19 protein-coding genes are annotated in these 21015 nt (G+C 59.4%); 16 read left to right on the top strand and 3 right to left on the bottom strand.

Annotated elements, in window-relative coordinates; all coding sequences use genetic code 11:
- Nucleotides 1-72: 72 nt before the first annotated feature.
- The 11 genes from edd (at nt 73) to QFW87_RS22990 (ending at nt 13711) form a co-directional block, all read left to right on the top strand.
- Nucleotides 73-1899: a phosphogluconate dehydratase gene (gene edd / locus QFW87_RS23040; RefSeq protein ID WP_008155848.1), complete on the top strand. Its 1827-nt coding sequence runs from the start codon at nt 73-75 to the stop codon at nt 1897-1899.
- Entirely contained in the window at nt 1896-2855 is a 960-nt protein-coding gene (locus QFW87_RS23035) for a glucokinase (RefSeq protein WP_283188958.1), read from the top strand. Before edd ends, QFW87_RS23035 begins: the two co-directional genes overlap by 4 nt.
- Nucleotides 2856-3032: 177 nt before the next feature.
- The gene (locus QFW87_RS23030) at nt 3033-3764 is read left to right on the top strand and encodes a response regulator transcription factor (protein ID WP_283181419.1); all 732 of its coding nucleotides are present in this window, start codon (nt 3033-3035) and stop codon (nt 3762-3764) included.
- Nucleotides 3754-5223, top strand: a complete 1470-nt coding sequence (locus QFW87_RS23025) for an ATP-binding protein (protein WP_074879393.1) — start codon at nt 3754-3756, stop codon at nt 5221-5223. Before QFW87_RS23030 ends, QFW87_RS23025 begins: the two co-directional genes overlap by 11 nt.
- A gap of 226 nt (nt 5224-5449) precedes the next feature.
- A complete protein-coding gene (locus QFW87_RS23020) occupies nt 5450-6709 on the top strand; it encodes an AGE family epimerase/isomerase (protein WP_283181418.1) in 1260 nt (419 codons plus the stop codon).
- Nucleotides 6710-6826: 117 nt separating this feature from the next.
- Nucleotides 6827-8134 carry an ABC transporter substrate-binding protein gene (locus tag QFW87_RS23015; RefSeq protein WP_283181417.1) on the top strand — a complete coding sequence of 436 codons (1308 nt, stop codon included), beginning with the start codon at nt 6827-6829 and terminating at the stop codon, nt 8132-8134.
- Nucleotides 8135-8295: 161 nt separating this feature from the next.
- Complete coding sequence (locus QFW87_RS23010) at nt 8296-9204, top strand: sugar ABC transporter permease (protein WP_253550840.1); 909 nt, start codon at nt 8296-8298, stop codon at nt 9202-9204.
- Nucleotides 9197-10042 (top strand): carbohydrate ABC transporter permease, encoded by an 846-nt coding sequence (locus QFW87_RS23005; RefSeq protein WP_007902370.1) that lies wholly within the window; start codon nt 9197-9199, stop codon nt 10040-10042. The genes QFW87_RS23010 and QFW87_RS23005 overlap by 8 nt, the downstream gene beginning before the upstream one ends.
- A gap of 4 nt (nt 10043-10046) precedes the next feature.
- A complete protein-coding gene (ugpC, locus tag QFW87_RS23000) occupies nt 10047-11207 on the top strand; it encodes a sn-glycerol-3-phosphate ABC transporter ATP-binding protein UgpC (protein ID WP_283188957.1) in 1161 nt (386 codons plus the stop codon).
- Between the two features lie 194 nt (nt 11208-11401).
- Nucleotides 11402-12748 carry a carbohydrate porin gene (locus QFW87_RS22995; RefSeq protein WP_283188956.1) on the top strand — a complete coding sequence of 449 codons (1347 nt, stop codon included), beginning with the start codon at nt 11402-11404 and terminating at the stop codon, nt 12746-12748.
- Nucleotides 12749-12856: 108 nt separating this feature from the next.
- Nucleotides 12857-13711, top strand: coding sequence for a D-hexose-6-phosphate mutarotase (locus tag QFW87_RS22990; protein WP_283188955.1), 855 nt, complete (start codon nt 12857-12859; stop codon nt 13709-13711).
- Between the two features lie 125 nt (nt 13712-13836).
- Here QFW87_RS22990 and QFW87_RS22985 read toward each other — a convergent pair whose 3' ends face one another.
- The gene (locus tag QFW87_RS22985) at nt 13837-14697 is read right to left on the bottom strand and encodes a MurR/RpiR family transcriptional regulator (protein ID WP_177318169.1); all 861 of its coding nucleotides are present in this window, start codon (nt 14695-14697) and stop codon (nt 13837-13839) included.
- Between the two features lie 243 nt (nt 14698-14940).
- Between QFW87_RS22985 and zwf the strand changes: the two genes are divergently transcribed.
- The 4 genes from zwf to QFW87_RS22965 all read left to right on the top strand — a co-directional run bounded on the left by zwf (nt 14941) and on the right by QFW87_RS22965 (nt 18737).
- Entirely contained in the window at nt 14941-16410 is a 1470-nt protein-coding gene (zwf, locus tag QFW87_RS22980; RefSeq protein ID WP_134417595.1) for a glucose-6-phosphate dehydrogenase, read from the top strand.
- A complete protein-coding gene (gene pgl, locus QFW87_RS22975) occupies nt 16397-17110 on the top strand; it encodes a 6-phosphogluconolactonase (protein WP_283188954.1) in 714 nt (237 codons plus the stop codon). Before zwf ends, pgl begins: the two co-directional genes overlap by 14 nt.
- 17 nt (nt 17111-17127) lie before the next feature.
- The gene (locus tag QFW87_RS22970; RefSeq protein ID WP_008151112.1) at nt 17128-17793 is read left to right on the top strand and encodes a bifunctional 4-hydroxy-2-oxoglutarate aldolase/2-dehydro-3-deoxy-phosphogluconate aldolase; all 666 of its coding nucleotides are present in this window, start codon (nt 17128-17130) and stop codon (nt 17791-17793) included.
- Between the two features lie 218 nt (nt 17794-18011).
- The gene (locus QFW87_RS22965) at nt 18012-18737 is read left to right on the top strand and encodes an intradiol ring-cleavage dioxygenase (RefSeq protein ID WP_283181412.1); all 726 of its coding nucleotides are present in this window, start codon (nt 18012-18014) and stop codon (nt 18735-18737) included.
- A 2-nt stretch (nt 18738-18739) separates the two neighbouring features.
- Here the strand turns inward: QFW87_RS22965 and QFW87_RS22960 are convergent, their stop codons facing one another.
- On the bottom strand, nt 18740-19921 hold the full coding sequence (locus QFW87_RS22960; protein WP_283181411.1) for an aminotransferase class V-fold PLP-dependent enzyme: 1182 nt from the start codon (nt 19919-19921) through the stop codon (nt 18740-18742).
- A gap of 36 nt (nt 19922-19957) precedes the next feature.
- A complete protein-coding gene (locus QFW87_RS22955) occupies nt 19958-20194 on the bottom strand; it encodes a DUF3820 family protein (protein ID WP_007949456.1) in 237 nt (78 codons plus the stop codon).
- A 203-nt stretch (nt 20195-20397) separates the two neighbouring features.
- Here QFW87_RS22955 and QFW87_RS22950 point away from each other — a divergent pair, with 203 nt between their 5' ends.
- Nucleotides 20398-20865 carry a PA2169 family four-helix-bundle protein gene (locus QFW87_RS22950; protein ID WP_283181410.1) on the top strand — a complete coding sequence of 156 codons (468 nt, stop codon included), beginning with the start codon at nt 20398-20400 and terminating at the stop codon, nt 20863-20865.
- The last annotated feature ends 150 nt before the right edge of the window (nt 20866-21015 follow it).

The raw sequence follows: 21015 nt of genomic DNA, 5'->3' as shown, positions 1-21015 counted from the left end.
ATCCCAATCACAGCGGTCCTTGTTCAGCATAGACAATCAGGTCGCCACATCCGTTAGCCTGGAGTTCTAAACATGCATCCCCGCGTCCTTGAGGTCACCGAACGGCTTATCGCCCGCAGCCGCGCCACGCGTGAGGCTTACCTTGCACTGATTCGTGGTGCTGCCAGCGACGGTCCCATGCGCGGCAAGCTGCAATGCGCCAACTTCGCCCATGGCGTGGCCGGTTGCGGCACCGACGACAAGAACAGTCTGCGGATGATGAACTCCGCGAACATTGCGATTGTTTCGTCCTATAACGACATGCTCTCGGCGCACCAGCCGTACGAAGTCTTTCCTGAACAGATCAAAAAGGCCCTGCGCGAAATCGGCTCCGTCGGCCAGTTCGCCGGTGGCACCCCGGCCATGTGCGATGGCGTGACCCAGGGCGAACCGGGCATGGAACTGAGCCTGCCGAGCCGCGAAGTGATTGCGCTGTCCACCGCCGTGGCGCTGTCCCACAACATGTTCGACGGCGCGCTGATGCTCGGCATCTGCGACAAGATCGTGCCGGGCCTGATGATGGGCGCGTTGCGTTTCGGTCATCTGCCGACGATCTTCGTGCCGGGCGGGCCGATGGTCTCGGGCATTTCCAACAAGCAGAAAGCCGACGTGCGCCAACGCTATGCCGAAGGCAAGGCCAGCCGCGAAGAGCTGCTGGAATCGGAGATGAAGTCCTACCACAGCCCGGGCACCTGCACCTTTTACGGCACCGCCAACACCAATCAGTTGCTGATGGAAGTCATGGGTCTGCACTTGCCGGGCGCCTCTTTCGTCAACCCGAACACCCCGTTGCGTGATGCCCTGACCCGCGAAGCGGCGCATCAGGTCACGCGTCTGACCAAGCAGAGCGGCGACTTCATGCCGATCGGCGAAATCGTCGACGAACGTTCGCTGGTCAACTCCATCGTGGCCTTGCACGCCACCGGCGGTTCGACCAACCACACCTTGCACATGCCGGCGATTGCCATGGCGGCGGGCATTCAACTGACCTGGCAAGACATGGCCGACCTCTCCGAGGTGGTGCCGACCCTGAGCCACGTCTACCCGAACGGCAAAGCTGACATCAACCACTTCCAGGCCGCGGGCGGCATGTCGTTCCTGATCCGTGAACTGCTGGAAGCCGGGCTACTGCACGAAAACGTCAACACGGTGCTGGGCCATGGCCTGAGCCGCTACACCATGGAACCGTTCCTCGAAAACGGCGAACTGGTCTGGCGCGAAGGCCCGATCGAAAGCCTCGACGAAACCATCCTGCGTCCAGTCGCGCGTGCGTTCTCACCAGAGGGCGGCTTGCGGGTGATGGAAGGCAACCTCGGCCGCGGTGTCATGAAAGTGTCCGCCGTTGCGTTGGAAAACCAGGTCGTCGAAGCACCGGCCATGGTGTTCCAGGATCAGCAGGATCTGGCCGATGCGTTCAAGGCCGGTTTGTTGGAGAAGGATTTTGTCGCCGTGATGCGCTTCCAGGGCCCGCGTTCCAACGGCATGCCGGAGCTGCACAAGATGACGCCGTTCCTCGGCGTTCTGCAAGATCGCGGTTTCAAAGTGGCGCTGGTCACCGACGGGCGCATGTCCGGCGCCTCGGGGAAAATTCCGGCGGCGATTCACGTCAGCCCCGAAGCCTATGTGGGCGGCGCTTTGGCGCGGGTGCAAGAGGGCGATATCATCCGCGTCGATGGCGTCAAAGGCACTCTGGAGCTTAAGGTGGACGCCGAAGAATTCGCAGCGCGCGAACCTGCCAAAGGCCTGTTGGGCAATAACATCGGCAGCGGTCGCGAACTGTTTGGTTTCATGCGCATGGCCTTCAGCTCCGCAGAGCAGGGCGCCAGCGCCTTTACTTCTGCCCTGGAGACGCTTAATTGAAACTGGCTTTGGTCGGTGACATCGGTGGGACCAACGCACGTTTCGCGTTGTGGAAAAACCAGCAACTGGAATCGGTCCAGGTGCTGGCAACGGCCGACCACGCCAGCCCGGAAGAGGCGATTGCCCTCTACCTGAGCGGGCTTGGCCTGGAATCGGGTTCGATCGGTTCGGTGTGCCTGTCGGTGGCCGGCCCGGTGAGCGGCGATGAATTCAAGTTCACCAACAATCACTGGCGACTCAGCCGCAAGGGTTTCTGCAAGAGCTTGCAGGTGGATCAACTGCTGCTGGTCAACGACTTCTCGGCGATGGCGCTGGGCATGACCCGTTTGCAGCCGGACGAGTTTCGGGTGGTCTGCGAAGGCACGCCGGAACCGTTGCGGCCGGCGGTGGTGATTGGTCCAGGCACTGGCCTCGGTGTCGGCACGTTGCTCGATCTCGGTGAAGGGCGGTTTGCCGCGTTGCCGGGGGAGGGCGGTCACGTCGATTTGCCACTGAGCAGTCCGCGGGAAACTCAACTGTGGCAGCACATCTTCAATGAGATCGGTCATGTCAGCGCTGAAACAGCGTTGAGTGGCAGCGGCTTGCCACGAGTCTATCGGGCGATTTGTGCGGTGGACGGTCATGAACCCGTGCTGGACTCCCCCGAGTCGATTACTGCAGCCGGTCTGGCCGGTGATCCGATTGCCCTGGAAGTGCTTGAGCAGTTCTGCTGCTGGCTGGGTCGTGTGGCCGGCAACAACGTGCTGACCACGGGCGGACGGGGTGGCGTGTACATCGTGGGCGGGGTGATTCCGCGGTTCGCCGATTTCTTCATCGAAAGCGGCTTTGCCCGGTGCTTTGCCGACAAGGGCTGCATGAGTGATTACTTCAAAGGCATCCCTGTGTGGCTGGTGACGGCGCCGTACTCCGGATTGATGGGGGCGGGTGTGGCATTGGAACAATCCAACCCGACTTGAAATGCAATCAACCTGTAGGAGTGAGCCTGCTCGCGATAGCGGTGTGTCAGTCAACCAATGTGTTGAATGTAAAAACGCTATCGCGAGCAGGCTCACTCCTACAGTAGTTTTGTGGTGTTTGTAAAAATGGTGCATCAGGCATAATCCGCCCAATTCAAACAACAAGGACGCCGCCCCGTGAGCTCAGTCAACAAGTCGATTTTGTTGGTCGATGACGATCAAGAGATACGCGAGTTGCTGGACACCTACCTGACCCGCGCCGGTTTCCAGGTTCGTACCACGCCGGACGGTGCAGGCTTTCGTCAGGCGATGAACGAGGCGCCGAGCGATCTGGTGATCCTCGATGTGATGCTGCCGGACGAAGACGGCTTCAGCCTCTGCCGCTGGATCCGTCAGCACCCGCGTCAGGCGCAGGTGCCGATCATCATGCTCACCGCCAGTTCCGACGAGGCCGACCGCGTCATCGGTCTGGAATTGGGCGCCGACGATTACCTCGGCAAACCCTTCAGCCCGCGTGAATTGCAGGCGCGCATCAAAGCCTTGTTACGCCGCGCGCAGTTCGGTCAGGAGCGTTCCGGCGGCGAAGTGTTGGCCTTCGATGACTGGCGGCTGGACATGGTCAGCCATCGCCTGTTCCACATCGATGGCGAAGAAGTGATTCTCTCCGGCGCCGATTTCGCGCTGCTGAAACTGTTCCTCGATCACCCTCAGGAAATCCTCGACCGCGACACCATCGGCAACGCCACCCGTGGCCGCGATTTGATGCCGCTGGATCGCATCGTCGACATGGCCGTCAGCCGTTTGCGTCATCGCCTGCGCGACACCGAAAAACCACCGCGGCTGATCCGTACCGTGCGCGGCAGCGGCTACCAACTGGCCGCCAATGTGGTTGCCAGCAATGGCCACTGAGTTTTTCCGCAAGCTCGCCGCACGGATTCCCGTGCCGCGTTCGCTGCTCGGGCGGATGTTGCTGCTGACGCTGCTGGCGGTGCTGTTCGCCCAGACGCTGTCGAGCGTGATCTGGGTCTCGCAACTGCGCGCCACCCAACTTGAAGGCCTGGTCACCAGCGCCCGTAGCCTCGCTCATTCGATGACCGCCAGTGTCAGTTACTTTCGCTCTCTGCCGGTAGCGTTTCGGCCATTGGTACTCGACCAGTTGCGCAGCATGGGCGGCACCCGTTTTGTGGTGACGCTCAACGACAAACCCTTGGGCATGGAAGTGCTGCCGATCACCCCGCGCAAGGAAGCGGTACTCAAAGCGGTGGACGAAGTGCTGCGCCAATCCCTGGGCCAGGACACGGATATCTCGGTGACATTTGTCAGCCCCGAAGACCTGCGGATCTTCAACGGCGGCCTGAAACTCGATGAATTGCCGCGCTCCTGGGCGCATTACGCGCTGACGCTGGAGCCGGTGAACCCGCCGGTATTGGTCACCCAAATCCAGATGGCGCCGGGCGAGTGGCTGTACATCGCCTCACTGTTGCCCGAGCCCTACACCAGTCTTGAAGAACAAGGCCTGCCGGCGCAGCAGGTCTGGTTCATCGTGCTCACCAGCGGCTTTTTGCTGTTGTTCATTGGCCTGCTGGTGCACTGGCAGAGCCGGCCGCTCAAGCGCTTGGCGCGGGCTGCACGGGACATGTCCCTCGGCGCGGAAGTCGAACCCGTGGCCGAGGGGGGCGGCAGCGAAGTGGTTGAGGTCGGCCGCGCCTTCAATGCGATGCGCGAACGCATCAGCCGTTATCTGACCGAGCGCAGCCAGTTGTTCAGCGCGATTTCCCATGACTTGCGCACGCCGATTACCCGCTTGCGGTTACGCGTTGAATTGCTCGAAGACGAAACGCTGCAAGCCAAGTTCGGCCGTGATCTGGATGAGCTGGAGCTGCTGGTCAAAGGCGCGCTGCAATGCGTGAAAGACACCGACATCCACGAAAACATTGAACCGGTGGACCTCAACCATGTACTTGATTGTCTGGTGGAGCCGTATCTGGCGCCCAACGGCAATGGTCGCGTCACTCAGCAAGGGCGTGCGCTGGCGGCGTATCCGGGGAAGCCGCTGGCGCTCAAGCGTTGCATCGGCAACCTGATCGACAATGCCTTGAAGTATGGGCAGAAAGCGCATTTGCACATTGATGACGACCAGAGTGCGTTCATCCTGCATGTGGACGATGAAGGCCCAGGCGTGCCGGAACAGCGGATGGAGCAGGTGTTCGAGCCGCACTTCCGCCTGGCCGGGCAGCAGCAGGGTTATGGGTTGGGGTTGGGGATTGCGCGAAATATTGCGCATAGCCATGGCGGGGAAGTCAGCCTGCAAAACCTGCGTGAGGGTGGGTTGAGGGTGACGTTGCAGCTGCCTCGTAGTGTTGATTAGTTAGACCGCGTCGCGCCCATCGCGAGCAGGCTCGCTCCCACATTGGATTTGTGTACGACGCATCTCCCCTGTGGGAGCGAGCCTGCTCGCGAAGGCGTCAGACCATTCAACACATTCCTCAAGGCGAATGTCACAAAGCGGTGACATAACTCGCCCCCTTCGTTACAAGCCCGCCTCCGCCCGTTGTTTAGACTGCCCCCAGTCATAACAACAAAAAAGGCACCCCATGGACACCTTCCAACCCGCTTTCAGCAGTTGGCTGAACGCTCCCGCCCATCAGCAATGGCTCGCCGACGAAGGCCTGCGCCTGCTGGCGTTTGCCAAGGCCTCGAAGCTTGCCGAAGGCTTCGGCAATCTTGATGAAAAGGGCTGCCTGCCGGCCAACGCCCACGCCGAAACCATGAACACCGCGCGCATGACCCACAGTTTCGCCATGGCTCACATTCAGGGCTTGCCGGGTTTCGCCGAGCTGGTGGATCACGGCATCAAAACCCTCAGCGGCCCATTGCGCGACGCCGAACACGGTGGCTGGTTCCCTGCCCCCGAGCATCGCGACGGCAACACCGACAAAGCAGCTTACCTGCACGCCTTCGTCGCGCTGGCCGCCAGTTCTGCGGTCGTCGCTCGGCGTCCCGGCGCACAGGCCTTGCTCGACGATGCCATCCACATCATTGACGCGCATTTCTGGAGCGAGGAGGAGGGCGCGATGCGCGAATCCTTCAACCGCGACTGGAGCGTCGAGGAAGCCTATCGCGGCGCCAACAGCAACATGCACGCCACCGAAGCCTTTCTCGCGTTGGCTGATGTCACCGAAGAGAACCGCTGGCTGTGCCGCGCCCAGCGCATCGTCGAGCGCGTCATCCACGGTCACGCGGCCGCTAACGATTACCTGGTGGTCGAGCATTTCGACCGCGACTGGCAACCCTTGCGCGAATACAACCACGACAACCCGGCTGATGGTTTTCGCCCCTACGGCACCACGCCGGGTCACGGTTTCGAATGGGCCCGGCTGATGCTGCACCTCGAAGCGGCGCGGGTTAAGGCCGGGATGCTCACGCCGGGCTGGCTCGCCAGCGACGCGCAGAAACTCTTCGACCACAACTGCCGTCACGGCTGGGATGTCGACGGGGCACCGGGGATTGTTTACACCCTCGACTGGGACAATCGCGCCGTGGTGCGCCATCGTCTGCACTGGACCCATTGCGAAGCCAGCGCCGCCGCCAGTGCGCTGCTTAAACGCACAGGCGATGCGCAATACGAAAGTTGGTACCGACTTTTTTGGGAATTCTGCGACAGCCATTTCATCGACCGCGAAAGTGGCAGCTGGCATCACGAACTCGATCCGCAGAACCGCCCGAGCGCCGATATCTGGGCCGGTAAACCCGACCTTTATCACGCCTGGCAAGCCGTACTGATCCCGCGATTGCCTCTGGCTCCGAGTATGGCGACTGCCTTGGCACAGTTATCCCAGAGCGCTCCTGTGTAACCATGTGGTGACATTCGAACGTCCCTTCGTTACCTGCGAAGGGGTCACTCCTGTTTAAAATCCTATGCAGCGCAAGCACCAGACTTGCATGCATAACAACAAGAAAGGTACTACTAGATGAATGCGATTTCTCGCCTCGCTACTGTCATTTCTCTCGCCTCACTGCTTCCCCTGTCTGCATTTCCGCTGAGTACGCTTGCTGCCGATTCCAAAGGTTCGGTGGAAGTCGTTCACTGGTGGACCTCCGGTGGTGAAAAGGCCGCGGTCGATGTTCTGAAGGCCCAAGTCGAAAAAGACGGCTTTACCTGGAAGGACGGCGCAGTCGCCGGTGGCGGCGGTTCCACTGCCATGACCGTACTCAAAAGCCGCGCCGTCGCCGGTAACCCGCCGGGCGTTGCACAAATCAAAGGTCCGGACATCCAGGAGTGGGGCAGCACTGGCCTGCTCAGCACCGATACCCTGAAAGACGTTGCCAAGTCCGAAGGCTGGGATGGCCTGCTGTCGAAGAAAGTCTCCGACACCGTCAAGTACGAAGGTGACTATGTCGCCGTGCCGGTGAACATTCACCGCGTCAACTGGCTGTGGATCAACCCGGAAGTCTTCAAGAAAGCCGGGATCGAAAAAACCCCGACCACCCTCGAAGAATTTTATGCCGCCGGCGACAAGCTCAAAGCCGCCGGCTTCATCGCGCTTGCCCACGGTGGCCAGCCTTGGCAGGACAGCACCGTGTTTGAAGACGTGGTGCTCTCGGTCATGGGCGCTGACGGTTACAAGAAAGCCCTGGTAGACCTGGATCAGAAAACCCTCTCGGGTGCCGAGATGACCAAGTCGTTCACCGAGCTTAAAAAACTCACGGGCTACATGGACCCGAACCGCGCCGGTCGTGACTGGAACATCGCGGCGGCCGACGTCATCAACGGCAAGGCCGGTATGCAGATGATGGGCGACTGGGCCAAGAGCGAATGGACCGCTGCCAAGAAAGTAGCCGGCAAGGACTACCAGTGCGTGCCGTTCCCGGGCACCGAAAAAGCCTTCACCTACAACATCGATTCCCTGGCGGTGTTCAAGCTCAAGGCTGATCGCAAAGGCGACATCGCCGCTCAGCAGGACCTGGCCAAGGTCGCGCTGGGTAAAGACTTCCAGAAAGTCTTCAGCATCAACAAAGGTTCGATCCCGGTGCGTACCGACATGCTTAACGACATGAGCGGTCTGGGCTTCGATTCCTGCGCTCAAGCGGCTGCCAAGGATTTCCTTGCAGACGAGAAGACTGGCGGCCTGCAACCGAGCATGGCGCACAACATGGCCACTTCCCTGGCCGTGCAGGGCGCGATTTTCGATGTGGTGACCAACTTCATGAACGACAAGAACGCTGACCCGGCCAAGGCCAGCGCCCAACTGGCATCGGCCGTCAAAGCCGCCCAGTAATCTCCGGCACTCAGTAATCCCTGTGGGAGCGAGACCGGCTTGCTCGCGAAAGCGGTCTGACATTCAGAAATGATGTCGGCTGAGAAATCGCCTTCGCGAGCAGGCTCGCTCCCACAAGGGATCCCTGCCGATATCAATTCCTCTTCACCTGGATTATCCCGATGAGCTCTGTGGCGGTTTTCAGCAAAGCCTCACCGTTCGACGCACTGCAGCGCTGGCTCCCCAAACTGGTTTTGGCGCCAAGCATGCTGATCGTCCTGGTTGGTTTTTACGGTTACATCCTCTGGACATTCGTTCTGTCCTTCACCAATTCCAGCTTCATGCCGAGCTACAAATGGGTCGGCCTGCAGCAATACATCCGCCTGATGGACAACGATCGCTGGTGGGTCGCGAGCAAAAACCTCGCGGTCTTCGGTGGCATGTTCATCGGCATCAGCCTGGTGCTGGGGGTGTTCCTGGCGGTGCTGCTGGATCAGCGCATTCGCAAGGAAGGCTTCATTCGCACCGTTTACCTGTACCCGATGGCGCTCTCGATGATCGTCACCGGTACCGCGTGGAAATGGCTGCTCAACCCAGGCCTGGGCCTGGACAAAATGCTGCGTGACTGGGGCTGGGAAGGCTTCCGTCTCGACTGGCTGGTGGATCAGGATCGCGTGGTTTACTGCCTGGTGATCGCCGCCGTGTGGCAAGCCTCCGGGTTTGTGATGGCGATGTTCCTGGCCGGCCTTCGTGGTGTCGATCAATCGATTATCCGTGCGGCGCAAGTCGACGGTGCGAGCCTGCCGACCATCTACCTGAAGATCGTGTTGCCGAGCCTGCGCCCGGTGTTCTTCAGCGCCTTCATGATCCTCGCGCACATCGCGATCAAGAGCTTCGACCTGGTGGCGGCAATGACCGCTGGCGGCCCGGGCTACTCGTCCGACCTGCCCGCGATGTTCATGTATTCCTTCACCTTCAGCCGTGGCCAGATGGGCATTGGTTCAGCCAGCGCCATGATGATGCTCGGCGCGATCCTGGCGATTCTGGTGCCGTATCTGTACTCCGAATTGCGAGGCAAACGCCATGAGTAATCAACTCGGAAAACCGGCGATCAGTTTCAGCCGCATCGCAATCTACGCCACGCTGTTGCTGGCCGCCGCAATCTACCTGATCCCGCTGGTGGTGATGCTGCTGACCAGTTTCAAATCCCCGGAAGACATCCGCACCGGCAACCTGCTGAGCTGGCCTCAAGTGATTGACGGCATCGGCTGGATCAAGGCCTGGGACAGCGTGGGCAGCTACTTCTGGAACTCGGTGAAAATCACCGTGCCGGCGGTGCTGATCTCCACCTTCATCGGTGCAATGAATGGCTACGTGCTGTCGATGTGGCGCTTCCGCGGTTCGCAACTGTTCTTCGGCCTGCTGCTTTTCGGCTGCTTCCTGCCGTTCCAGACCGTGCTGCTTCCAGCCTCGTTTACCCTCGGCAAGATCGGCCTGGCGAACACCACCACCGGTCTGGTGCTGGTGCACGTGGTCTACGGCCTGGCGTTCACCACGCTGTTCTTCCGCAACTACTACGTGAGCATTCCAGATGCGCTGGTCAAGGCTGCACGGCTTGATGGCGCGGGCTTCTTCACGATTTTCTGGAAGATCCTGCTGCCGATGTCGATCCCGATCGTGATGGTCTGCCTGATCTGGCAGTTCACCCAAATCTGGAATGACTTCCTGTTCGGCGTGGTCTTCGCCAGTGGCGATGCCCAGCCGATTACCGTGGCCCTGAACAACCTGGTCAACACCAGCACCGGGGCCAAGGAATACAACGTTGATATGGCCGCCGCGATGATCGCCGGGCTGCCGACACTGCTGGTCTACATATTCGCTGGCAAGTATTTCCTGCGTGGGCTGACGTCCGGCGCGGTCAAGGGGTAGAACAATGGCAACTCTCGAATTACGCAACGTCAACAAGACCTACGGCGCCGGTTTGCCGGACACTCTGAAAAACATCGAACTGAAGATCGATGACGGTGAGTTCCTGATTCTGGTTGGCCCGTCGGGCTGCGGTAAATCCACGCTGATGAACTGCATCGCCGGTCTCGAAAACATCAGCGGCGGCGCGATCCTGGTGGACGACGCCGACATCAGCGGCATGAGCCCGAAAGATCGCGACATCGCCATGGTGTTCCAGTCCTACGCGCTGTACCCGACGATGAGCGTGCGCGACAACATCGCGTTCGGCCTGAAGATTCGCAAAATGCCCGCCGCCGAAATCGACGAAGAAGTCGCTCGCGTGGCCAAGCTGTTGCAGATCGAACATTTGCTCGGCCGCAAACCTGGCCAGCTCTCCGGTGGTCAGCAACAGCGCGTGGCGATGGGCCGTGCCCTGGCACGGCGGCCGAAGATTTACCTGTTCGACGAGCCGCTGTCCAACCTCGACGCCAAGCTGCGCGTCGAGATGCGCACCGAAATGAAACTGATGCACCAGCGCCTGAAAACCACCACGGTCTACGTGACCCACGACCAGATCGAAGCCATGACCCTGGGCGACAAAGTGGCGGTGATGAAGGACGGGATCATCCAGCAGTTCGGCACGCCGAAAGACATCTACAACAACCCGGCCAACCTGTTCGTGGCGAGCTTCATCGGTTCGCCGCCGATGAACTTCATCCCGCTGCGGTTGCAGCGCAAGGACGGTCGTCTGGTAGCGCTGCTCGACAGTGGTCAGGCACGTTGCGAATTGCCGTTGGGTATGCAAGACGCCGGTCTTGAAGACCGCGAAGTGATCCTCGGCATGCGCCCGGAGCAGATCGTGCTGGCGGGCAGCGAGCCGAATGGTTTGCCGATCATTCGCGCCGAAGTCCAGGTCACCGAGCCGACCGGTCCCGACACCCTGGTGTTCGTCAATCTCAACGAAACCAAAGTCTGCTGCCGTCTAGCGCCGGACGTTGCACCGGCCGTGGGCGAGACCCTGACCCTGCAATTCGATCCATCGAAAGTGCTGCTGTTCGATGCCAAGACTGGTGAGCGCCTGGGGGTGGCCGGTCAGCCACAAGCCGAAACACGAGCTGCCAACGTCACCCAATTCAAAGGCCGCTGAAGATCAAAAATGTGGGAGCGGGCTTGCTCGCGAAGGCGGTGTATCAGTCGACATCCCTTTTTAATGTCAGACCGCATTCGCGAGCAAGCCCGCTCCCACAGGGGGAATACGCGGTGGATGGCCTGTTATCCGCCGCAACCGATGTCACCGCGTTAAATAAAAACAGTTAATAACAATAAAACGAGGATGTAGGGATGAAGAAGAACAACAACGCTCAGCTTATCTGCCAGTTGTCAGCCATTGCGGCAATGATGCTGGCCGGTAGTGTGCACGCGGCTGACGCGTTCAGCGCCGACTCCGAATGGATGACCGGTGATTGGGGTGGCGAGCGGACCAGGCTGATCGAGCAGGGTATCGACATCAAGATGGACTATGTCGGTGAAGTGGGCGGCAACCTCCACGGCGGGTTTAATGATGACAAGACTGCGCGTTACGCCGACCAGTTTGGTCTGGGCGTGGCGCTGGACCTGCAAAAACTGTGGGGCTGGGATAACACCCAGGCCAAGATCCAGCTCACTAACCGTAACGGTGAGAACATTTCCAATGACCGTGTCGGCGACCCGCGTGCCGGCACCTTGAGTTCGTCACAGGAAGTCTACGGCCGTGGCCATATGGTCCGTCTGACCCAATTGTGGATCAAGCACCAGTTCCTCGACGGTAAACTGGACGTCAAAGCCGGTTACTTCGGCGAAGGCGAGGACTTCAACACCTTCCCTTGCGAGTTCCAGAACCTGGCGTTCTGCGGTTCCCAAGCGGGTAACTGGGCCACCAACATCTGGTACAACTGGCCGGTCATGCAGGCTGCGGTCCGCGTGAAGTACAACATCTCGCCTGAGTTCTATGCGCAGATCGGCGCGTACAACCAGAACCCGTCGCAACTGGAGCACGGTAACGGCTTCAAGCTCAGCGGCAGTGGTACCGAGGGCACCGTCCTGCCGGTCGAACTGGTCTGGTTGCCGAACCCTGGCAACCTGCCGGGCGAATACCGTGTCGGTTACTACAAAAGCACAGCCAATGCCGATGACGTCCGTAAGGATGCCGACGGCAATGATGCAGCCACCAGCGGTAACGCCTATCGCAGCCACGATAGCAAACACGGTTACTGGTTCGTTGCGCAGCAACAACTCACCCGCCACAACGGTGACGCGTCCCGCGGTCTGAACATCGCAGCCAACGCTACTTTCCACGACAAGGACACCAACTTCGTCGACAACTACCAGTCGCTGATGTTTGTGTATAAGGGCCCGTTCGATGCACGTCCAAAAGATGACATGGGTATCGGTTTTGCCCGTATCCATGTCAACGATGACGTGAAGAAAAACGCCGAGTTGGTCAACGCCTCCAATGGTGTCACCGAGTACGAGGATCCACTGTTCTCGCCGCTGCGTAGCACAGAGTACAACTACGAGATCAACTACGGCTTCCACGTTACCAACTGGCTGACCGTGCGTCCTAACCTGCAATACATCACTCACCCGGGTGGTGTTGATGAAGTCGACAACGCGCTGGTCGCCGGCCTGAAAATTCAGTCGGTGTTCTAACGCTGTTGCGATAAGCTCCTCTCCATGTGCGCATTTTTGCGGACAGCCCAGGCTGTCCGCTTTTTTTTGGGGGCTGCACACCCCGGGTGATTTTCAGGACCGTGGCACATGCATGAGCATCCGCTACAACGCTTCTTCAAATCCTTGCGCGAACGTCCGGTGTTTGCGTGGGAGCGCTATCAGAAGCGCGACGTGCTGGTGATCGACCATCCGCTGTGTCAGGCGGTGTTCAGTCGGCAGGGTGCGCAGTTGCTGCACTTCCAGCCAAAGGGTCAGAAACCCTGGCTCTGGTGCGCGGCGAAGTGGCCGCAGGTCGGCGCGATTCGTGGTGGCGTTCCGGTGTGCTGGCCGTGGTATGGCCGTCATCCGAGCGAAAACGCGTGGCCGTCCCATGGCTGGGCACGGCTGATCGACTGGAAGCTGCTGGACAGCAGCACTGATGGCGATGGCGTGCGCTTGCACTGGCAACTTCAGTTGTGCGACTGGCAAGTGGACCTGCGCGCGCACTTGGGCGAACGCATGGATTTGCGTCTGAGCACCGAGCATCAGGACAGCCTGCCGTGCCAATTGAGTCAGGCGTTGCACGCTTATTGGCGTATTGGTGACGTCGGTGAGGTAGCGCTGTCTGGGCTCGACGGGGCGCAGGGTTACGACCAGTTGAACCGTCAGATTTGTCATCAGGAAGGCGAATTGCGGGTAGAGGGTGGCTGTCAGCGGGTGTTCCAGCATGACGGCGAATTACAGATCAAGGATCACGCCTGGCAGCGTGAGTTGTGCATCGATACCGGTGACCATGCAGACACCGTGGTCTGGCATCCGGGCTCGCGACCGTTGCTGGGGGTGAGCTGGAACGAGATTTCGGAGTTTGTGTGTGTTGAGGCCGCGAGTGGCGGGACCGATAGCCTGAGCCTGGCGCCGGGGGAGAGGGCGCATTTGAGTTTGCAGGCGCGGGTGGGGGTTTAGCTCAAGAGTTGCGGTGTTGCAGCTGGCCCTTTCGCGAGCAGGCTCGCTCCCACATTTGGAATGCATTCCCTTGTGGGAGTGAGCCTGCTCGCGATGAGGCCAGATCAGGCAATGAAGAAGTTGGCCTAGTTGAACTCATCCCCAATCGGATACCGACTGGCATTCAGACTTTCCTTGATCTTGCGCAAATGCGGTTGGAAATCCACGCCTCGACGCAAGGTCATGCCGGTGGCGAGCACATCCAGCACGGTCAGTTGAATGATCCGCGACGTCATCGGCATATAGATGTCGGTGTCTTCCGGCAGCGGAATGTTCAGGCTCAACGTGCTGGCCTTGGCCAGTGGCGAACCCTCGGCCGTCAGGCCCAGTACCGAAGCACCGTTTTCCCGGGCAATACGCGCCACTTCCACCAGTTCGCGGGTACGGCCAGTGTAGGAAATAATCACGAACAACTCGCCGGTGTGCGCCACCGACGCAATCATGCGCTGCATCAGCACGTCGGCATGCGCGGTGACCGCCAGGTTGAAGCGGAAAAACTTGTGCTGCGCATCCAGCGCCACCGGGGCCGAGGCGCCGAGGCCGAAGAAGTGGATCTGCCGGGCCTGGATCAACAGGTCGACGGCGCGGCTGATCAGGTTCGGGTCGAGCGCCTGCAACGCACTGTCCAAAGAGGCGATGGCGCTGCCGAAAATCTTTTTGGTATAGGCTTCCGGATTGTCGTCGGCCTCGACCGCACGGCTGACATACGCCGCGCCGCTGGCCAGGCTCTGCGCCAATTGAAGCTTGAGTTCCGGGTAGCCGCTGACGCCGAACGAACGGCAGAAACGGTTGACCGTCGGCTCGCTGACCTTTGAGGCCTGGGCGAGGGCGGCAATGCTGAACCGGGTGGCCTGCTGTGGGTTGAGCAGGATCACTTCGGCGACTTTGCGTTCTGCCTTGTTCAGGTCTTCAAGGCGATTCTGGATCTGTTCCAGTAAATTTCGCACGCGGTCCATATGGTTTCCTTGGTTCGCCTACAAGAGTGCATCTGCGATGCAAACAAGCGTGTTGCTATGCAAATTGGGCCTTTGATGCGGCCCCAAACGGTGGCCTATCCTACTGATGGCTCCGACCGTCCACCACTCGGAATCTGTATTTTGCGAAAATGTTGTGGTTATTACTACATTTTCGCTTGAGTGATGCCTTGAAAAAAGGTATTTGTAGCTTAACTTGATAAAAGAACAAACATCATGCCTTCGATTACGGTTGAACCGTGCACCTTTGCCTTGTTCGGCGCCCTCGGCGATCTGGCCCTGCGCAAGCTGTTTCCTGCCCTTTATCAGCTCGATGGCGCAGGCCTGTTGCACGAGGACACGCGAATTATCGCGCTGGCCCGTGAGCCTGGCAGCGAGCAGCAGCATTTGGCGTTCATCGCCTCCGAGCTGCGCCGCTACGTCGTCGCCAAAGAGCTGGACGAAGCCGTGGTCGAACGCTTTCTGGCCCGCCTGAGTTACCTGCACGTCGACTTCCTCAAGGCTGACGATTACGTCGCCCTGGCCGAAATGGCCGGCAGCGCCCAGCGGGTGATTGCCTACTTCGCGACACCGGCCGCCGTTTACGGCGCGATCTGCGAGAACCTGGCGAAAGTCGGTCTGACCGAAAACACTCGCGTGGTGCTGGAAAAACCCATTGGTTCGGACCTGGAATCCTCGCGCAAGGTGAACGACGCCGTGGCGCAGTTCTTCCCGGAGAACCGCACCTACCGCATCGACCACTACCTGGGCAAAGAAACCGTCCAGAACCTGATCGCCCTGCGTTTCGCCAACAGCCTGTTCGAAACCCAGTGGAACCAGAATTATATCTCCCACGTGGAAATCACCGTGGCCGAGAAGGTCGGGATCGAAGGTCGCTGGGGTTACTTCGACAAGGCCGGACAGCTGCGGGACATGATCCAGAATCACCTCCTGCAACTGCTCTGCCTGATCGCCATGGACCCGCCGGCCGACCTGTCCGCCGACAGCATTCGTGACGAGAAAGTCAAAGTGCTCAAGGCGCTGGCGCCGATCAGCCCGGAAGGCCTGACCACTCAGGTGGTGCGCGGTCAGTACATCGCCGGTTACAGCGAAGGCAAATCGGTCCCCGGTTACCTGGAAGAGCCAAATTCCAACACCCAGAGCGACACCGAAACCTTCGTTGCGCTGCGTGCCGATATCCGCAACTGGCGTTGGGCCGGCGTGCCGTTTTACCTGCGTACCGGCAAGCGCATGCCGCAGAAGCTGTCGCAGATCGTCATCCACTTCAAGGAACCGTCCCACTACATCTTCGCCCCCGAGCAGCGCCTGCAAATCAGCAACAAGCTGATTATCCGCCTGCAACCGGACGAAGGCATTTCCTTGCGCGTGATGACCAAAGAACAAGGCCTGGACAAGGGCATGCAGCTGCGCAGCGGTCCGTTGCAGCTGAATTTTTCCGACACTTATCGCAGCGCACGGATTCCCGATGCCTACGAGCGGTTGTTGCTGGAAGTGATGCGCGGCAATCAGAACCTGTTTGTCCGTAAAGATGAAATCGAAGCCGCGTGGAAGTGGTGTGACCAGTTGATCGCCGGGTGGAAAAAATCCGGTGATGCGCCCAAGCCGTACGCGGCCGGGTCCTGGGGGCCGATGAGCTCCATTGCATTGATCACGCGGGATGGGAGGTCGTGGTATGGCGATATCTGAATTGAAACTGCCTCAGGGCGTCAGCGCCCATGCGTTCAAAAGCCCGGTGCTGCTGGCCGAAGGCCTGGCGCTGAATGTGGCCAAGCAACTGAGTGACGCGATCGACGCGCGCAGCACCGCGACCTTGGTGGTTTCCGGTGGACGCAGCCCGGTGGCGTTTTTCCAGCACCTGGCCAAGCAGACGCTGGACTGGTCCAAGGTTGTCGTCACCCTGGCCGACGAGCGCTGGGTGCCGGTAGAGCATGTCGACAGCAATGCCGGTCTGCTAAAGCGTTACCTGTTGCAAGGTCCGGCGGCCAAGGCTCAGTTCCTGAGTCTGTACAGCGCCACTGCCAACCTTGATCTGGCGGCCGAACAGGCCGATCGCCTGCTTGCGGAATTACCGTCGATCGACGTGTTGATACTCGGCATGGGCGACGACGGTCACACCGCCTCGCTGTTCCCCAACAGCCCGAACCTGGCCGATGCCTTGAAAATCGACGGCAGCCGTCGCTGCTGGCCGATGCTGGCGCCGACCGTGCCGCATCAGCGCCTGACCATGAGTCGCGCGCTTCTGGCCTCAGCCAAGACCACCGTTCTATCGATTTCCGGTCAGTCCAAGCTGACCACCCTGAGTGCCGCATTGGCCGGTGACGATGTCGCCGCCATGCCGATTCGCGCGTTTCTGCAACCTACGTTAGAGATTTACTGGTGCCCATGAGCCTAGGAACAGCCGCTATGACAACCCCATCCCCGACCGTTTCCATGGCGGACAAAGTTGCCCTGATCGACAGCCTTTGCGCCAAGGCGCGGATCCTGCCGGTGATCACCATCGCTCGCGAGCAGGACATCCTGCCGCTGGCCGACGCCCTCGCGGCCGGTGGCCTGACAGCCCTGGAAGTGACCCTGCGTTCACAGTTCGGCCTCAAGGCTATCCAGATTCTGCGCGAGCAACGCCCGGAACTGGTGACCGGTGCCGGTACTGTGCTGGATCGCAACATGCTGGCGGCTGCCGAAGCAGCCGGTTCGCAGTTCATCGTCACGCCGGGCATCACCCGTGACCTGCTGGAAGCCAGCGTCAACAGCCCGATTCCGCTGTTGCCAGGCATCAGCAACGCCTCCGGCATCATGGAAGGCTATGGCCTGGGATATCGCCGCTTCAAGCTGTTCCCGGCGGAAGTCAGCGGCGGCGTTGCGGCCATCAAGGCCCTCGGCGGCCCGTTCGGCGAAGTGAAATTCTGCCCGACTGGCGGCGTCAGCCCGGCCAATATCAAGAGCTACATGGCGTTGAAAAACGTGATGTGCGTGGGCGGTAGCTGGATGCTTGATCCCGAGTGGATCAAGAACGGCGACTGGGCCCGCATTCAGGAATGCACTGCCGAGGCATTGGCGCTGCTGGACTGATCGGCTTTTTACCAAACACTTCGTTGGGTGTTCTACGGCTTTACGGTGCGCTTGGTCGGTGCACCGTTTTTTTTTGCCCAAAGAAAATCCGACTGCCGACGCACCTTTGTAGCAGCCTTCGGCAGCTGCTACAGATCGACATCATGCGATACATAGTTACCGCATCTCGCTACTCGGCCAGCGTTAACCTGCGTTCATCTTATGGAAGAGAGAACGTTATGGACGACAACACTCCGGTTTCACCCGCACCAGCGGTTTACCTGCTTTCACCCGAACAGATCGCCGGTCCTTATTTCCGAAATCCGAAATTGATCAGACGAAACATCAGCGAAGGGATGGATGGCATCCCTTTGGTGCTGAGGCTGACGATCGTCGATGCCATGACCGGGCAACCGGTGACTGACGCGTTAGTGGATATCTGGCATTGCAACGCACGCGGGGCGTATTCGGGTTGGAGCAAGGTCAATCCGGACAAGGAAGTCGAAGTCGATGACATCGGTTCGATCCCGCGAACCGACGACGACACTTACCTGCGTGGCGGGCAATTTACGGACAAGAACGGCATCGTGCGGTTTACCACGATCTATCCGGGATTCTACGCCGGCCGTGCCCTGCACATTCACGTCGTGGTACGCATTATGGAAGGCAACAACTACCTGGAAGAGCGGCATGTTGCCTGGGTCGGTCAGCTCTATTTTCCTGAGGTGGCCTCGCGCTCGGTACTCAACGCCAGGGAGTACCGCGGTCGATCCGTTTCGCCCCTGACCAACGATCAAGATTTTTTCTATGAAAACATGGGCGGCGAAGCTTCGACCTTGAACGTTCACACCCTGAGTCGAGACTCGAATAAAGACGGCTACTTCGGGCACACGACCATCGGCATCGACACCTTCGCGGTATCGACGCAGATCAAGCCCGAGGACTTCGACAAACACACCGTGTGACGTCAGCGCAGTTCGGTCAACGCCCGTGCCAGCAAATCCATGTCTGCACCCGTCGTGGTAAGCCCCGGGGTTATGCGAATGCACGGACCACTCGCGGCACCACTGCGCGCCACGGTAAACAGGTTGTAGTCCTTGAGCAGCCGCTCGACCATCGCCTGTTGATCGGCATGCCGGGTAAAGCGCATCGAAGTGATGCCGCAATACAGTCGCGGGTCGTCCGGAGTCATGACTTCAATCCCCGGCAACTCGCGTACCGCGCTCACCCAGCGGTTGCGCAGGTAATTGAGCCGAGCGCCCTTGGCGGCGGAGCCACCCATGGCCCGATGTTCCTCGAACACCAGCGGCAGGGTCAGCAGCGCCGGGATGTTGGGCGTGCTGTACGGCGTGCGGGCGCGAATGTCGGTGACCGGGAAATGCATCTCGTCCATGTCCGGGTCGATGTCGGCCAGGCGCTCGGGGGCGATGTAAATGAAGCCCAGAGTCAGCGGTGCACCGATCCATTTGTGCAGGTTATAGCCAGCAAAGGCGATGCCCAGTTTATCGAGATTGAACTCGAGCTGGCCGAGCGCGTGGGCACCATCAAGGATCACGTCGATGCCATGTTCCCTGGCGTCTGCAGCAATGGCCTGCACCGGCATTACCAGCCCGGAGCGGTGGGTGACGTGGGTCAGGGCCATCAATTTGAGTCGCGGATAACGCACGAAGGCTTCGCGGTAAGTGGCCAGCAAACTGTCGAAACTGGCGGGGTGCGAGTGTTCGATCTCGATCACCTCGACGCCGCGATGACGTGCCAGCCAGCGCATGGCACCTTTGACCGTGTCGTACTCCAGATCACACATCAGCACCTGATCGCCCGACCTCAGACGGTTGTAGTTGCGAATCAGCGATTGCAGACCGTCCGAAGCGTTGCGGGTGAGGGCGACAGTGTCAGCGGCTACGCCCATCAGCTCGGCGAGCTGTTTGCGAATCTCCAGGCTTTCGCCCTGTTCGAAGCGTTGCCGCACGTGCACCGAGTTGCTGCGATTGATCAGTTCGATGTTGCGCTGATACTCCTCGACCACCGTGCGCGACATGCGCCCGAAGTACCCGTTTTCAAGGTTGACCGGGCCGGGTTCAACCGCGTATCGGTCGGCAAAGGTTCGCCAGAAGGCTTCGTCACGGGCGCGGCGGGTGTTATCGGGCATGGTTTACTCAATCAGGGGCCAGGTCTGGGTGTCGGGTCAATGGCGAGGGGCGGGTTTGCCATGTTTGGCGCGCAGGGGTTCGAGCAGCTCCGACAGGCCGTTGTGATCGATTTCCTGCATCAAAGCCAACAAGCCGCCGAGTTCGCCATGGGGGAAACCTTCCCGAGCGAACCAGTTCAGGTATTGGCCGGGGAGGTCGGCAATGATCCGACCCTTGTATTTGCCAAAGGGCATTTCACGGGTAATCAACAGTTCGAGCTTTTCAGGGTTCATCAATCAGTCGTCTTGATTCAAACAGTCTGGAAAATACAGGCATTCTGCATGCAGGCCAAATGACAGATCATGCAAATAAAGCGGATACAGTTTTCTTGTTAATCGATAAGTAATTGAAATATAAGGAATAACTCATCAGTTCAAAGCTGGCATGCAGGATGCAACACCTATTGCATCTTTCATCAACCCGCGAGGAATTGAAAATGACCGACATGAATAAAGAAGCCATCTCTGTACTCAACGACCTGATTGAAACCAGTAAAGACGGTCAGGAAGGGTTCAAGACTTGCGCTGAAGACATCAAACACCCGGAACTCAAAGCCATTTTCGTACAGCGCTCGGCTGACTGCGCCAAGGCTGCTTCTGAATTGCAGGCCGCTGTACGTTCCATGGGTGGCGATCCGGAAACCTCTACCAGTGTCAGCGGTGACCTGCACCGTCGCTGGGTCGACGTGAAAGCGATGTTCACCGGCAAGGATGAAGAGGCCGTACTGAACGAAGCAGAACGGGGTGAAGACCATGCACTCAAGGCTTATAAAGAAGCCATCGAAAAAATCAACAAATACAACCTGGTGGGCATTCGTGACCTGGTTGAACGTCAGTACCACGGCGTGCAACGCAATCACGATCAGGTAAAAGCCCTGCGTAACCAGGCTCGCGCACGCTCGTAAGCGTTCGTTGTCTGTCAAAAACGCCAGCCAGTCTGGCGTTTTTTTGTGTCCGGGAATTAGCACTGGACGGATGTTAGTTAGCTAGCTAATAATTTGTTTATCAAGTGACTGAACCGATCCCGACTATCGTTAAATCGTCTTTCCAAGAGT

This window comes from Pseudomonas sp. PMCC200344 (assembly GCF_030053095.1).
GTDB classification, from domain to species: domain Bacteria; phylum Pseudomonadota; class Gammaproteobacteria; order Pseudomonadales; family Pseudomonadaceae; genus Aquipseudomonas; species Aquipseudomonas svalbardensis.
This window is presented reverse-complemented; position numbering and strand designations above follow the sequence as displayed.

What these genes read in the sequence shown, in the direction of transcription:
- edd (WP_008155848.1), top strand. Translation starts at nt 73, where the DNA reads ATGCATCCCCGCGTCCTTGAGGTCACCGAACGGCTTATCGCCCGCAGC.
- QFW87_RS23025 (WP_074879393.1), top strand. Translation starts at nt 3,754, where the DNA reads ATGGCCACTGAGTTTTTCCGCAAGCTCGCCGCACGGATTCCCGTGCCG.
- QFW87_RS23020 (WP_283181418.1), top strand. Translation starts at nt 5,450, where the DNA reads ATGGACACCTTCCAACCCGCTTTCAGCAGTTGGCTGAACGCTCCCGCC.
- QFW87_RS23015 (WP_283181417.1), top strand. Translation starts at nt 6,827, where the DNA reads ATGAATGCGATTTCTCGCCTCGCTACTGTCATTTCTCTCGCCTCACTG.
- QFW87_RS23010 (WP_253550840.1), top strand. Translation starts at nt 8,296, where the DNA reads ATGAGCTCTGTGGCGGTTTTCAGCAAAGCCTCACCGTTCGACGCACTG.
- QFW87_RS23005 (WP_007902370.1), top strand. Translation starts at nt 9,197, where the DNA reads ATGAGTAATCAACTCGGAAAACCGGCGATCAGTTTCAGCCGCATCGCA.
- ugpC (WP_283188957.1), top strand. Translation starts at nt 10,047, where the DNA reads ATGGCAACTCTCGAATTACGCAACGTCAACAAGACCTACGGCGCCGGT.
- QFW87_RS22995 (WP_283188956.1), top strand. Translation starts at nt 11,402, where the DNA reads ATGAAGAAGAACAACAACGCTCAGCTTATCTGCCAGTTGTCAGCCATT.
- QFW87_RS22990 (WP_283188955.1), top strand. Translation starts at nt 12,857, where the DNA reads ATGCATGAGCATCCGCTACAACGCTTCTTCAAATCCTTGCGCGAACGT.
- zwf (WP_134417595.1), top strand. Translation starts at nt 14,941, where the DNA reads ATGCCTTCGATTACGGTTGAACCGTGCACCTTTGCCTTGTTCGGCGCC.
- pgl (WP_283188954.1), top strand. Translation starts at nt 16,397, where the DNA reads ATGGCGATATCTGAATTGAAACTGCCTCAGGGCGTCAGCGCCCATGCG.
- QFW87_RS22970 (WP_008151112.1), top strand. Translation starts at nt 17,128, where the DNA reads ATGACAACCCCATCCCCGACCGTTTCCATGGCGGACAAAGTTGCCCTG.
- QFW87_RS22965 (WP_283181412.1), top strand. Translation starts at nt 18,012, where the DNA reads ATGGACGACAACACTCCGGTTTCACCCGCACCAGCGGTTTACCTGCTT.
- QFW87_RS22960 (WP_283181411.1), bottom strand. Translation starts at nt 19,921, where the DNA reads ATGCCCGATAACACCCGCCGCGCCCGTGACGAAGCCTTCTGGCGAACC.
- QFW87_RS22955 (WP_007949456.1), bottom strand. Translation starts at nt 20,194, where the DNA reads ATGAACCCTGAAAAGCTCGAACTGTTGATTACCCGTGAAATGCCCTTT.
- QFW87_RS22950 (WP_283181410.1), top strand. Translation starts at nt 20,398, where the DNA reads ATGACCGACATGAATAAAGAAGCCATCTCTGTACTCAACGACCTGATT.